The 13270-nt window shown below is 60.4% G+C and carries 14 protein-coding genes and 3 pseudogenes; 7 read left to right on the plus strand and 10 right to left on the minus strand.

Features of this window, described 5'->3' with window-relative positions:
- Positions 1-247: 247 nt before the first annotated feature.
- From FE811_RS22755 to FE811_RS22765, 4 genes are read left to right on the plus strand one after another with little or no spacing between them, the layout of a single operon-like run.
- Complete coding sequence (locus tag FE811_RS22755; protein WP_140848881.1) at positions 248-676, plus strand: transposase; 429 nt, start codon at positions 248-250, stop codon at positions 674-676.
- Entirely contained in the window at positions 673-834 is a 162-nt protein-coding gene (tnpB, locus tag FE811_RS28795) for an IS66 family insertion sequence element accessory protein TnpB (protein ID WP_370362695.1), read from the plus strand. The genes FE811_RS22755 and tnpB (FE811_RS28795) overlap by 4 nt, the downstream gene beginning before the upstream one ends.
- On the plus strand, positions 831-1022 hold the full coding sequence (tnpB, locus tag FE811_RS28800; protein WP_370362696.1) for an IS66 family insertion sequence element accessory protein TnpB: 192 nt from the start codon (positions 831-833) through the stop codon (positions 1020-1022). The genes tnpB (FE811_RS28795) and tnpB (FE811_RS28800) overlap by 4 nt, the downstream gene beginning before the upstream one ends.
- Positions 1023-1082: 60 nt before the next feature.
- Positions 1083-2762, plus strand: a complete 1680-nt coding sequence (locus FE811_RS22765; protein ID WP_140848884.1) for an IS66 family transposase — start codon at positions 1083-1085, stop codon at positions 2760-2762.
- Positions 2763-3105: 343 nt separating this feature from the next.
- On the opposite strand, the gene ccoS is transcribed toward FE811_RS22765, so the two are convergent.
- The 6 genes from ccoS to ccoO are packed head-to-tail and all read right to left on the minus strand — an operon-like array spanning position 3106 to position 6089.
- Positions 3106-3318 carry a cbb3-type cytochrome oxidase assembly protein CcoS gene (gene ccoS, locus FE811_RS28805; RefSeq protein WP_140848886.1) on the minus strand — a complete coding sequence of 71 codons (213 nt, stop codon included), beginning with the start codon at positions 3316-3318 and terminating at the stop codon, positions 3106-3108.
- The gene (locus FE811_RS22775) at positions 3315-4112 is read right to left on the minus strand and encodes a DUF2189 domain-containing protein (protein ID WP_140848888.1); all 798 of its coding nucleotides are present in this window, start codon (positions 4110-4112) and stop codon (positions 3315-3317) included. Before FE811_RS22775 ends, ccoS begins: the two co-directional genes overlap by 4 nt.
- A gap of 12 nt (positions 4113-4124) precedes the next feature.
- Positions 4125-4283: a hypothetical protein gene (locus tag FE811_RS27645; RefSeq protein WP_181180934.1), complete on the minus strand. Its 159-nt coding sequence runs from the start codon at positions 4281-4283 to the stop codon at positions 4125-4127.
- Positions 4280-5200, minus strand: coding sequence for a cytochrome-c oxidase, cbb3-type subunit III (ccoP, locus tag FE811_RS22780; RefSeq protein WP_140848890.1), 921 nt, complete (start codon positions 5198-5200; stop codon positions 4280-4282). Before ccoP ends, FE811_RS27645 begins: the two co-directional genes overlap by 4 nt.
- Positions 5197-5364 carry a cbb3-type cytochrome c oxidase subunit 3 gene (locus tag FE811_RS22785; RefSeq protein ID WP_140848892.1) on the minus strand — a complete coding sequence of 56 codons (168 nt, stop codon included), beginning with the start codon at positions 5362-5364 and terminating at the stop codon, positions 5197-5199. The genes ccoP and FE811_RS22785 overlap by 4 nt, the downstream gene beginning before the upstream one ends.
- The gene (ccoO, locus tag FE811_RS22790; RefSeq protein ID WP_140848894.1) at positions 5361-6089 is read right to left on the minus strand and encodes a cytochrome-c oxidase, cbb3-type subunit II; all 729 of its coding nucleotides are present in this window, start codon (positions 6087-6089) and stop codon (positions 5361-5363) included. The genes FE811_RS22785 and ccoO overlap by 4 nt, the downstream gene beginning before the upstream one ends.
- An 83-nt stretch (positions 6090-6172) precedes the next feature.
- Between ccoO and FE811_RS22795 the strand changes: the two are divergent.
- Positions 6173-6289 (plus strand): annotated as a pseudogene (locus FE811_RS22795) (transposase); the annotation flags it as partial.
- 64 nt (positions 6290-6353) lie between these two features.
- Positions 6354-6539, plus strand: a pseudogene (locus FE811_RS22800) (integrase core domain-containing protein); the annotation flags it as partial.
- A 175-nt stretch (positions 6540-6714) separates the two neighbouring features.
- Here FE811_RS22800 and FE811_RS28415 read toward each other — a convergent pair.
- Together FE811_RS28415 and FE811_RS28420 are read right to left on the minus strand one after the other, a co-directional pair.
- Complete coding sequence (locus tag FE811_RS28415) at positions 6715-8454, minus strand: acyl-CoA synthetase (protein ID WP_370362697.1); 1740 nt, start codon at positions 8452-8454, stop codon at positions 6715-6717.
- A pseudogene (locus FE811_RS28420) lies at positions 8434-10176 on the minus strand (AMP-binding protein); the annotation flags it as partial. The pseudogene FE811_RS28420 and the gene FE811_RS28415, both read right to left, overlap by 21 nt.
- Positions 10177-10665: 489 nt before the next feature.
- Between FE811_RS28420 and FE811_RS22815 the strand changes: the two are divergent.
- Entirely contained in the window at positions 10666-10926 is a 261-nt protein-coding gene (locus tag FE811_RS22815; RefSeq protein WP_140848898.1) for a WGR domain-containing protein, read from the plus strand.
- Positions 10927-11018: 92 nt separating this feature from the next.
- On the opposite strand, the gene FE811_RS22820 is transcribed toward FE811_RS22815, so the two are convergent.
- Together FE811_RS22820 and FE811_RS22825 are read right to left on the minus strand one after the other, a co-directional pair.
- Positions 11019-11828: a hypothetical protein gene (locus FE811_RS22820; protein WP_219848924.1), complete on the minus strand. Its 810-nt coding sequence runs from the start codon at positions 11826-11828 to the stop codon at positions 11019-11021.
- A gap of 693 nt (positions 11829-12521) precedes the next feature.
- On the minus strand, positions 12522-13270 hold a 749-nt coding region (locus FE811_RS22825; protein ID WP_219848925.1), incomplete at its 5' end, for a haloacid dehalogenase type II.

The following is a 13270-nucleotide window of genomic DNA, read 5'->3' on the forward strand; positions in this document are numbered from 1 at the left end:
TATGGTTTGATCGTTCGGAAGGCGTGAAACAGTTTGTTGGCGGCCAGTGAAGCGGCTTCAAGTCCGCCATTTTGGCGTTGTGGTGGGCGCTGTTGCGTAAATCTGATGCTGGCCGCAACTCCCCTTTCCCCGGACACATTTATCCCACGACCGTCGTGACAGGTATGCCGAGCGCGGTGAACCGATTCGTAAGCCTACGGGGAAGGCCGTCTTTTTGGTTTGAGGCTTGGGGCGTAGATCCGGCGCTATGTCCGACCATAGATACAGACCCGAAGTAGAGGTCCTTTCTGTCACCGATACGGGGCGCCGTCGGCGTTGGACGGATGAGGAAAAACTGCGCATCGTTGAAGAGAGCCTTGGCGGTCGCGGCCGTGTCGCCGAGACAGCCCGTCGTCATGATATCGGTCGCACCCTTCTGGTGCGCTGGCGACGCCAATACCGAGAAGGCAGACTCGGTGTCACGAACGAAGACTGCCCGCGGTTCATGCCGCTCGCCATCGCCGCGTCCGACGCGCTCGCGAGCCCGTGTGCGCCCCAGGCACCGGCCCCGGCGCCTGCGACCGCCCATCTTGAGATGGCGGAAATCACCCTGGTGAATGGTCGCCGTCTCTGCGTGGCCGCCACAATTGATCCGGTGGTTCTGGCACGCCTGTTGCAAGCATTGGATCCGACATGATCGCGTTCCCGGCGGGGGTGCGCGTGTGGATCGCAGGCGGGGTGACGGATATGCGCTGTGGGATGAACGGCCTGGCGCTGAAGGTGCAGGAGGGTCTTGGGCGCAAACGAAAGCTGGCGAGGTCTTCTGCTTCCGGGGGCGCCGGGGCGATCTCGTGAAACTGCTCTGGCATGATGGGGTGGGCATGTCGCTCTATGCCAAGCGGCTCGAGGCGGGAAAGTTCATCTGGCCGGTGAGCCAGTCCGGACAGGCTGTTCAGGTCTCTGCAGCGCAGCTCGGCTATCTCCTGGAGGGGATCGGCTGGCGCAATCCGCGCTGGACGCAACGCCCTGCGAAGGTTGGATAAATCAGCCGGAAGGCCCTTGTTTTACTGGCCCTGGGCGGGCAGCCGTGATAGGTATTTGCGATGTCAGAGGCCCGATCCGAACTTGAAGAATTACGCGCCGTGCTTGCGGCGACGGAGCAGCGTGCCGCGGCTGCCGAGGGGCGAGCAGCCACGGCCGAAGCCGATCTGGCACGGGCGCGCGCGGTGGTCTCGACCTCCGAAGCGATGATCGCCGGCCTCAAGCTCGAGATCGCGCTGCTCAAGCGCGACAAGTATGGCCGCAGTGCGGAGCGCAGCGCCAAGTTACTCGACCAGCTGGAACTCCAGCTCGGGGAGCTGATTGCAGACGCCGCCGAGGACCGGATGCGGGCCGAGCGGAAGACGACCAAGGTCGGCGGCTTCGAGCGGCGCAAGCCGGTGAAGAAAGCCTTCCCCGAGCATCTTCCGCGCGAGCGCGTGGTGGTCGAGGCCCCCAGCACCTGTTCATGCTGCGGATCCGATCGCATCGTGAAGATGGGCGAGGACATCACCGAGACGCTGGAGGTCATTCCGCGCCAGTGGAAGGTGATCCAGACGGTCCGGGAGAAGTTCACGTGCCGGGCCTGCGAAAAGATCACCCAGCCCCCGGCGCCCTTCCATCCGATCCCGCGGGGATGGGCCGGCCCCAGCCTGCTGGCGATGATCGTGTTCGAGAAGCGAGCCTTTGTCCGCCATTGGTCCGAGGACAATGGCGAGCGCCAGCATCAGCCCCTCAACCGTCAGGCCGAACGCTACGCCCGCGGGGGCGTGGACCTCAGCCTCTCCACACTCGCCGACCAGGTCGGCGCGGTCGCTGAATTGTTGAAGCCGCTGAACGCCCTGATCGAGGCGCATGTCTTCACCGCGGCCCGGTTGCATGGGGACGACACCACGGTGCCGCTGTTGGCCCGCGGCGGCACGAAAACCGCCCGGCTCTGGGCCTATGTGCGCGATGATCGTCCCTTCGACGGGGCCGCGCCGCCCGCGGTGGTGTTCCGCTTCTCTCCCGGTCGCGCCGGGGAACATCCGACGAAACATCTGGCAGGCTGGCAGGGCATCCTGCAGGCGGATGCCTATGCCGGGTACAACCAGCTCTACGACGCCGCCCGGCAGCCTGGGCCGGTGGCATCGGCGCTGTGTTGGTCACACGCGCGGCGCAAGTTCTTCGAACTCGCTGACGTGCAGACCAACATCCGCAAGGGCAAGTCGGCCAAGGAGATCTCGCCCATCGCCGTCGAGGCGGTGAAGCGCATCGACGCGCTGTTCGAGATCGAGCGTACGGTCTGCAGGCAGTCCGCAAAGGCGCGGCTGGAGATGCGGCAGCGCCAATCGGCGCCGCTGGTCGCGGACCTCGAGCAATGGCTCCGCAGCGAGCGCGCGCTGCTGTCGAAGCATGCCAAGGTGGCGAAAGCCATCGACTACCTACTGTCATCCAACCATTGGCCCGGCTTCACGCGGTTCCTCGACGACGGGCGGGTCTGCCTCTCGAACAATGCCGCCGAGCGTTCTCTGCGCGGGGTGGCCCTCGGCCGAAAGGCTTGGCTCTTCGCCGGATCAGAGCGCGGCGGACAGCGCGCCGCCGCCATCTACACGCTGATCGGCACGGCCAAGCTCAACGACATCAACCCGCAGATGTGGCTCGCCGACGCCATCGCCGACATGCCGGTCTCACGCCTGCACGCACTGCTCCCGTGGAACTGGAAACCTGCAGACAAAACGAAAAGCGCCGTCAAGGCCGCATAGCCGCGGCACTCGCCGTATGTTTACCTTAAGTTCACAGGCTATCCCAAAGGACCAGCGATGGTTTTCGGTTGCAGCACCGAAAAAAACCGCCATCGTTTTCGTCATGTTGAGCGAATGACCGACCGCGACAAACGGTGAGGGTCAACTGCGACGTCCGCTCCAGCAGCGACAAGATCGTTTCCGCCCAACTCCAGGCTTTCAACCGCGCCGAGACTGAAGCGTTTCAGGGAAAGCTTGCGGCGCCTTTTCGCGCAACGCGTCGGAAACGGACTTGTTGCGGATTGATCGGTCCCAATGCTGCAGCTGCACGTTACCCGCTTTGCGCTCTATCTGGACAGTCAGATCACAGCCCGGTTCGCGGCGTATCATCGTCTGTGTGCGACGTCCTCTCAGCTTCGCCCGCTCGCTGCTTGTGAATCGGATTCCCGGGCATAAGGATACGCTGGGCATTGCCGTCGGGATCGTCAAACTGGTCGTGGTTCAGCGCCCAGATGAACGCGGCCAGACCGATCAGCCCCATGCCGATCGACAGCGGTATGAGCAACCCGAGGCTCATTCCTCGATCCGGCGGATCGCGCGGTAGGCATGCCAAGTGCCGTGGCCCAGCACCGGAAACACCACGGCCAGCGCGACAAGCCCGGTCAACACGCTGAGCGCAACGCCGCTCGCGACGATCGCGCCCCATGTCAACGCAACCGGCACGTTCCTGACCGTCATGGCAAAGCTGAGGCCGAGCGCGGTCAGCGCGTCGCGCCGTTCAGCCAGAATCATCGGGATCGACAACAGACTGAGCGCAAAGGCAAAGGCGGCAAACAACCCGCCAACCGCCCCGCCGACAACGATCAGCATCCAGCCGCGCGGTGTCGTCAATACGTTGATCAACGCTTCCTGCGCCCCCGGAAACGGCGCAAGCCCGAAGAACAGCGCATAAAGCAGATCGGCGGTGCGTATCCAGAACAGCACCAGCATGCCCAGCATCAGACCGGCGAATGCCAGCTGTCCCAACGAGACGTCCGGCACCGACAGCATCCGCGCCAGCGAGACCCTCTCGTCCTGCTCGAGCGCACGACTTTTCTCATAGAGCCCGATGGCAAGGAATGGCCCGACGATCAGAAAACCCGAAATCGTCGGCAGCGCGAGGTAGAGCAGCCCGAATGACCCGAGCGCCCACAGGATCGCGTAGGACAGCAGGACGAGGAATATCCCGTAGGCAAGGCTCTGCCCGATGCCGTTGCGAAAATCGCGCCACCCGGCAGACAGCCAGGCGAAGGCCTCAGATGCGGGCAGCGACCGGGCAAGCGCCGAGGCCGGTCTGTCAGGTGTGCGCAGCGTTGGAAGTGGTTCAAGCATGTCAGACCTTTCTCAGCATGCGGGCTTGGCCGCAGCGGCACGCTCCGACAATGTGCAATCGGGCTGCGAAAGCACGGCGATCGTGATCAGATACGCATTGGCGGCGATGAAAAGGCCGACGGCCAGAACCGCACCCGTGATCGCAAGTTTGCGCTGCGGGCTCCAGGTCATTCCTGTCCTCCGGCGTCGCGCTCGGACAGGGTCGCGACATAGAGTGCCAACAGATTGATTTCGGCCTCCGACAAGCGGCCCGACCATGCCGGCATGACGCCCTGCCGGCCGTGGCGCAGCGTATCCAGCACGGTGGCGCGGTCCTGGCCGTAGATCACCGCATCATCCGCGAGTGACGGCGCGCCGTTCATCATGCCGCCTTCGCCGTCTTCGCCGTGGCAGGAACTGCAATTGTCGGCGAACAGGATCGCGCCTGGCCCGTCCGGGTCGACATCGCCCTCGGGCAGCGCGACGACGTGATCGGCAAGCGCGCTGCGCTCAGCGCGCTCCATCCAGTCAAAGGCTGGCATTTGTCCGAACCTTGTGTCGTCACCCGTCGTGTTGATGCCGACACGCAGCGTTTCGGCGATACCTTCGGGCTCACCATCCCAGAGCCAGTAGTCATCGCTCAGCACCGGAAAACCGGGGCCGCCGCCGCCGTCTTCGCCGTGACAGGCGGCGCAATTGTCCTGGAACAGCCGATGCGCCGCCGCCATGCCCGGGATCATCACCGAGGCGTCATCACGAAGCGCTGCAAAATCGCCGGTCTCGAAGCGCGCCAGCCATCGGCTGCGATCCGCGCTCAGCGCCTGATAGCGCTCAACCGCCATCTCGCCCTGATCCAGTCCGAGCAGGCCGCGCGTATAGTCCTTTCCCAACGGCCACGCGGGAAGCAGCACCCACGCGATCACCGAATAGACGAAACTCAGGATCAACGCCCAGATGGCGATCCTGGGGAACGGGGTGTTCAGCTCGCGAATGCCGTTCCAATCATGCCCCGTCGTATCGTAGCCACTGATCGGATCGACCTCGCGGTGGCCGGTATGCGGGTCGATCTCGGTGTCACCGCCGGGGTTGAGGCGCGGATCGTCGCTCATTGCCGGTCCTCCGCTCTTTGCTCGGGAAGGATCGACCGCGCGATGCGCTCCTGCTCGGCGCGGCGCTTGGGGTTATAGGCACGGATCGCGACGATCAGAAAAAAGCCCATCATCCAGATCGGGCCAAAGGTCTTGGCGACGAAGACAAGCGTATCGTGGCTCATTCTGTCTCCTCCGCCAGCAGTTCGTAGGGCGCATCGGTCAGCGTCCCCAGCGATTGCAGATAGGCCACAACCGCATCCATCTCGGTCAGTCGTGTCGGATCGCCGTCGAAGGCGCGCACCGCGACATCCTCGCCGTAGCGGTCGCGCACCGCGTCGCCCGCGTCGGAGTCCGGTTGGCTCTGGCCTTGCGTATCGCTCATCGCGGCTTCGATCATGTCGGCATCATAAGGCACGCCGAGCCGCGCCAGCGTGGCCAGTTGGTCGCGCAGAAGATCAGTGTCCAGCGCACGGGTCAGCCACGGGTAGGCGGGCATGATCGAGGCGGGCACGACGCTGCGCGGGTCGATGAGATGCGCCACGTGCCAGTCGTCCGAGTATTTCTCGCCCAGCCGCGCCAGATCGGGACCGGTCCGCTTGGATCCCCAGAGCATCGGGTGATCATACGCACTTTCAGAGGCCAGCGAATAGGGGCCGTAGCGGTCCAGCTCATCCGCGAGGCTGCGCACCATCTGGCTGTGACAGGCGTAGCAACCTTCGCGAATGTAGATTTCGCGACCGGCGAGTTCCAGCGGTGTATGCGGGCGCATGTCGTCCGGGATCACAACCGTCTCGTCGATGGTGAACAGCGGCGCGATTTCGACGATGCCACCCACCGAGGCGGCGACGATGATGCCCGCCACAAGCCCCATCGACAACTTTTCGAGGTTATAATGCAGTCTCAGCATGTCTTAGTGTCCGATTGGAAATGGGTTGAGTGAATTCAGCAGGTTGTGATTCTGTTCGGTTGCGAAACAAAACGGAGATCATGATGGCCTGGACCGAATTCACCCGTGCGCAGCATAGGCGCAAGACGAAGCGCTATCCAAGCGATTTGACCGATGCGGAATGGAAGGTCGTGCGGCCATTGTTGCCCGGCCGCAACCGCCTNATCGATGGTGGACACTATCAGCCCCAGATTCCCTCGGTCAGAGCGGCGTCAGCGGACGGATACGCTGAAGTATGAGTGCGTCTACCTGCATGTCTGGGAAACCGGTTCACAGGCAAGGGCTGGCGTCGGGTGCTGGATCACCTTCTACAACCACCAACGGCCCCACGCCGCCCATGGCGGACAACCGCCCGCCGTGGTCTACTCCAACGCAACCCAAACCGATCAGCAGGTGCAGGCAGTAGCTTAAATCACCCGGAAATCTGTCCAAGAGTTGGCGAGTAGCTCAACCCAGTGGTAGTCGGACCAAGCTTGGAGATGCGGTGCCTTTGACCTTTCTCTGGCTGGACGGAGCTGATTAGTCATTGAGCTACTCTGCGAAAATCGTGGGCTGGACTAAACTGGACCAGCGCCGCTCCATGGCATCAGAGACTTCCCGATCGCAACTCCACCCGTCTGATCTTGCCCGAAATCGTCTTGGGTAAAGCATCGACGAACTCGATCTCGCGCGGATACTTGTAGGGTGCGGTTGTCTCCTTGCTGAGTCGCTGAATATCTGCGGCCAGCGCGTCGTCTGGAAAATAACCGGGGCTGAGAACAATGAAGGCCTTGACTCGTTCTCCACGGACTTTGTCCGGTACACCGATCACTGCGCTTTCCATCACTGCCGGATGTTCCAGCAATGCGCTTTCAACCTCAAACGGGCTGATCCGGTATCCGGCCGACGAGATGAGGTCGTCGGCCCGCCCGACGAACCAAAGATAGCCGTCGTCGTCGCGATAGGCGGTGTCGCCGGTCAGATACCAGCCGTTAATGAAAGCGCCAGTATCTAGCGCGCTATCACGCAGATATCCGTGGAACAGGCCCGGCGGCCAGTCGCCCGAGACGTTGACCGCGATATCGCCGATCTTCCCCGCCGACAGGCGATTGCCGGTATCGTCTATCACGTCGACATCGAAACCGGGCACCGGTTTGCCCATCGACCCCGGTCGCGGTGGCAGGCCGGGGAAATTGCCAACGATGTTGATGGTTTCGGTCTGGCCGTAGCCATCGGCGATCACCGTGCCGGTGTGTTTCTGCCAGTATCGGATCACTTCTGGGTTCAGAGGTTCCCCCGCGCCGATGCAGCGCCGCAGGCCGGACAGGTCATGGCGCGACAGATCCTCCTGTGCAAACAGCCGGTATACGGTGGGCGGCGCGCAGAAGGTGGTGACCTTGTGGCGGGCGATCATGTCGAGGTGCTGACCGACGTCAAAGCCGTCCGGATCGAACAGCAGGATGGTTGACCCGGCCAGAATGGGCGGGAACAGCAGCCCCCAAGCCGCCTTGGCCCAGCCGGTATCGGTCAGGGTCCAGTGCATGTCGTCCGGTCGCAAGTCCATCCAGAACAGCGCCGTCGCAGTATGGGCCAAGGCATAGCCATAATCGCGAGGCACCATCTTTGGCAGCGCCGTGGTGCCGGAGGTGAAATAGATCATCATCGTGTCGCTGCTACGGGACGGACCCGCCGCGGCGGCGTCAATCACCGGGCTTTCGGCGGCGCAAACCGCATCGAGCGCGTGCCAGCCGTCGGGTGCGTCCCCGATCACAATCAGGTATTCTAATGTCGGACAATCGCGGCGAATCCGCTCGACCTTGGTGACATGTTCCTGGGTGACTATGACCGCCCGCGCCCCGGACTGGGTGATGCGATAGGCGATATCATTGGCGGTCAGTAGGTTGGTGCCGGGCATCGACACCACGCCCGCCTTCATGCAGCCGAACAGCACCGTGTACCATTCCGGTATCCGCCCGATCACGATGCAGGCGGCATCGCCCGTTCTCAGACCCAGTCGGCGTAAGGCATTGGCGAAGCGGCCAGAGGATCGCGATAGGTCACCATAGCTGATCCGCCTTGTCGTAACACCGTCGCGGGCCACCACCAAGATTGCAGTCTTGTCGGCCTCTCGGGCGCGTATATCCAGCACGTCGAAGGCAAAGTTGAAGTGCTCTGGGATATCGAGGCAGAAGGTTTTCGCAGCCGCACTGAAATCGCGATCGTACTGGCGCAGATCAAAGCTCTTGCCGCGGCGAGGTGCTACACTGTCGGGCCGGGTCGAGTCCGGCATCGTGGCGTCGGCCGACGGCTTGGTATGAGGCCCCGGAGCGGCGAGCATTTCTAGCATTAGGTCACGCATGATGAATTTCTGCGGCTTACCGGTGATCGTCATGGGAAACTCGCTTACCACGCGCACATGCCGCGGCACCTTATGATGCGCGATTTGGCCCTGGCAGAAGGCGCGAACCTCGTCGCCGGTCAGATCTACGCCCGGTTTAGCGATAACGAAGGCACAGACATCTTCCCCGAATCTTTTGTCGGGGATGCCGAAAACCTGAGCCTCGGAAACCTTGGGATGGCGGAACAAGAACTCCTCAATCTCTCGGGGATAGATGTTTTCGCCGCCACGGATAATCATGTCCTTGACTCGCCCGACGATGGAGCAAAAGCCGTCGTCATCCAGCACCGCCAAGTCACCGGTGTGCATCCAGCCGTCGTGAATTGCCTCGGCGGTCTGGCCAGGATCGTCCCAGTAGCCCTTCATCACCGAATACCCACGAGTGCACAATTCGCCTTTATGACCCACCGGTACGATGTGCCTTTCTGCATTGATCACCTTAACCTCGAGATGCGGATGAACTCGACCCACCGTCTCGCAGCGTTTGTCCAGCGGATCGTCGGTGAAGCTTTGGAATGAGACCGGGCTAGTTTCGGTCATGCCATAGCAGATGGTGACCTCGCGCAGATTCATCTCCGCTATTACTCGCTGCATTACATCGACAGGACACGGCGCCCCAGCCATGATGCCGGTGCGCAGATGGCCTAGCGCGTGCGGCGCAGATTTCAGTGTTTCCAGCATGGCGACGAACATCGTCGGAACGCCGTAGATCGCCGTGCAGCGTTCATCCTCGATCGCCGCCAAGGTCGCCCCCGGCTCGAACGCCTCGCCAGGAAGAATCATCGCCGCACCTTTGCTGACCGCACCCAGCACGCCCATCACCATACCGAAGCAATGATATAGCGGCACCGGAATGCACAGACGGTCGTTTTCGGTCAACGCGATGCGATCGGTAACGAAGGCCGCGTTGTTGACAATGTTGTAGTGGCTCAGCGTTCCGCCTTTAGGATCGCCGGTGGTGCCTGAAGTGAACTGGATGTTGATGGCATCGTCTGGTGACAGTTCGGCGTCGATGGCGGGCAGGCTAAGGTGTTGGGCCGGGCCACCGAGTTTACGTATTTCAGTAAAGGTGAACATCCCCGGTATGGGCTTATCGTCGATGGCGATAATACTGCGCAGATGCGGCAGTCGCGCCGCCCGCAACAGTCCAGGCGTCGCGCTAACCAGTTCAGGGGCCAACTCGTGGATCATGCCTAGATAGTCGGACGACTTGAAGCTGCGCGCAGTGACCAGCGCGATGCAAGCGACCTTATTCAGCGCATATTCCAGTTCTGACAAACGATAGCTTGGGTTGATGTTGACCAACACCAACCCGATGCGGGCACTGGCGAATTGGGTCAGTACCCATTCATAGCGGTTCGGCGACCAAATACCGATGCGGTCCCCTCGAACGAGCCCCATGGCCAGGAACCCGGTGGCCAACTCGTCGACCGCACGATCAAGTTCATAGTAACTCTGACGGATACCTTGGGCGGGGCAGACAATAGCATCGCGCGGACCGTACATCGCCACTGTGTTGCGCAGCAATTGCGGAATGGTAATGTAACTCAGGGGCGGCTCCGAGGCTCCCCGAACGTAGGATTGCCCGTTTTGCGGCGGAGCGGCCTGCGTCTTACCCCGCTCGTAAGGTTTGCCAATGCACCCGGCCTCGCTTTCGTTAAGAATCGACATCTCCCAATCTCCCGTTACATGTCATATGTCGCGCCGGTCACCGCATCGTTCAAAGCTGTCTGCTGCTGATATATTTTCAACTCGCCGTAGCTTGCCTCGCCCGTGGTGTCGGGGGGTAGCACCGCGGATCTCGATACATAAAGTATCACACGCTGAACAAATGTGTTCAGCCGCGTGCAGAAGCCGCGTGAGGCTATACTGATAACTTGCTTCGATCATCGCAGTGAGCCGGTGGTTTTCCAAATATAAGACTCCAAAACCTTCCTGTATCTGGCTGGATCTTCATCAGTCAGAGCCATTCCGGAATGCGCGTTCGATCACGATGCAGTTACATTATTTTTTCGTGGTTTTGCACAAGTGGTAAACATTATCTTCTTAGGCATCGACCGGTTCTAGAGTCGTTAAGAGGTCTCGCCCGCCTGATCGAGAGAACATTGACTGAACATGCTGCCGATGCGACTCTGAGGCCCCGTCCGCTGGAGCCCGACGATGTTCGACGCCGCCCCGCAGCTTGAAGTCTTTCCGCGCGATCTCGAGATGAGGCGGGTTGATCCTGATCGCAACATGAAACGGTTCTACCGCATGACAGTGCAACGCGACCTGTTTGGTGGCTCAAGCCTCATCCGGGAATGGGGGAGGATCGGGACAAGGGGTCAAACCCTGATCGAACATCATCCAGATGAAGGGCAGGCCATAAATTCGCTGCTCAAACTGGCGCGGACGAAACAAAACCGCGGATATGGCGGTTGAGCTAAACAAGGGAGCATGCGGTAGAAGTGTTCTCAAGCGGGACCTTCATCGACCTTCAATCAGTTGATCCGGCGCGAGCTAAGATCTAACCTCTATCTGCCCAAACCCGGACGCCCAATCTGGGATCTGTTCTCCGAGTATGAATTCGGATTCTCGTCGATGTTGCCAATGACCCCGACCGCTCTGGCCTCGGAGTAAAGGCCAATGGCCTGCTCTTGCGACGTGTCGACTGCAAGGCGCGCTTGCTCCAGCTTCTTGTTGCTTACTCTCAGATCCCGCTGCGCCATGCGCAGCTTGGCTTCAAGTTCGTAGTGGTCGTGGGAGGAAATGCCGAGCAAGATTGGCAGCGTGTCGCGTATTGCCTGTGGCTGGAACTGCTCGTTCTGGCGATAGAAAAGTTGGTCCTTGTTGGCGATCAGTCCCTGCTTCTGGAACAGGTAATAGAATGTGTGCTTGATGTTTGCGTCGTAGCTTATACGGCTTTGTTCAAGCGCGACTTCGGTACGGTTTTCGGGAATGCCAAGTAGCCGCGACAATAGTTCGACTATGCTGTCGTCATCGGTATTGACCGCCAGATCTTTGAACTCGGGTATCGGTAACTTGGCACCCCTTCGCAGCATTGCGGTGCTGCAACTTGCACCACCGCTGGGCGGGGTTGGCTTGGCGACCAGCACCTGATCTTTGTCGAACTGGTAGATAACGGCGAACCACGACACTTTGTCGCGGATGATGCCTTCCGGGACATTAAACGAAGATCGTCCCATGCAGTATTCTAAAATTTCGGAGAGAGCGGACTTGCCGGTGGAGGAGCGACCGGTAATGACATTAAGCCCGTCTACCTTGAACTGGAGGTCACGGCGCTGGCCGTCATGGCTGTAGATGTGGATTGACTTGATCTTCATGGACGGATCCCGAAAGTCGTGTAAACGTGTATTCCTTCCAGACTGCTAGAAAGTCTTCGATCTTTAACGTACTAAGTTCTGATGCGCCACTTCTTGCCTCACAGTTTCAAGCGGCTGGAGCAAACGTCACGCTGCATATCCTCGACTGTGGGCATGGATGGGCGCCACTAGATGAGGACATCAGTTTGGCGCGCGCATGGCTGGCCGCTATCTAACCAATTGAGCGTCGGCTTCGTCCGCACAGCAGTCGTCCGCGGCGCAGGAATGCTGCAGCTATGCCCAGTGCCTGCTTCGGAGCATGCGGCTATGCGGCACGGGGCTAGGCTGACCGTCCGCTCAGGGCCGGAAGTAGCGAGGACTTCAAAGCACTTGGCTCGGGTCTCTCAAGATTGTTCCGGCCGGCGTAAGCCCAAGCCACGGTTGGAGGCATCGGTTCAAGACAGTTGGACGGGAACTGGGATCATCTGACCGAGTGCTGGATGCGATCTGCGGTCATGTCGGGAAGACTGCGGGTGACAACTATGGTGACGTCACGGTCACGGCGAAGGCTCGGGTAATCAATAGGTTTCCGAACTATGCGATGAGCGCCGCCTGAGACAGCCTATCAAGCCCAAAGTCCATTTAGCGACAAGCCTAGTAGATTGCTCATCCGCAGTCCCAAAGTCACACGGGCCGGGTGCACCGATCCTGATCCTAGACCAATTCGAGAGCATAGTCCGCCGCATCTTGCATCGACGAGCCAATGCAGTGCGGCCTGACGCCAAGGCGTTCGAGTGGAAGCCCATGACGATTGAGCCAGAAGGTGCGGTAGCCGAACCAGGTCGCTCCACAAATGTCCCAGCAGTTCGAAGACACAAACAGTATCTCACTCGCATCACAGTCAAATGTATCTGGTCCCATTTGGTAAGCTTCCGGCGCTGTCTTGAAACGTTTGACTGAATCGACGCTCAAGACATGCTCGAAGTATCCACTAAGCCCAGAGGCTTTCACGGCTTGATCAAGCATCCGAGGTGTTCCGTTCGACAAGATCGAAAGTGTTATCCCGGCGTCCTTTAGGCGCTGCAATTGCGCAGCGTTCTCGGGAAAGGCCGAAAGCTCGGAGTATTTCCCCAGCAGGCGATCTCGTGAACTAAGGGGCAGTTCTACATCAAGTGCAGCACAGGCATAATCAAGCGCGTCGCCTGTCACACGCCAGAAGTCTTCGTATTTGTCGCACATGTTGCGCAGGCGGGTATACTCAATTTGCTTGTCGCGCCAGATAGTTGCCAGCTTCGCGCCCTTTCCGGGCATAAGGTCTTCGGCTTCGGAACTGACCGAATAGACATCGAATAGCGTTCCGTAGGCGTCGAATGCGATGGCATTTAGGGTCACTATTTGTCCTATGCTTCCTGTGCTGTATCCTTGCAGAATACAGGGATCCGACATTCCCCAAGTGGCCTGCC

Origin of the sequence: Paracoccus sp. FO-3, from assembly GCF_006386455.1 — a bacterium.
In the GTDB taxonomy this organism is placed as follows: Bacteria; Pseudomonadota; Alphaproteobacteria; order Rhodobacterales; family Rhodobacteraceae; genus Paracoccus; species Paracoccus versutus.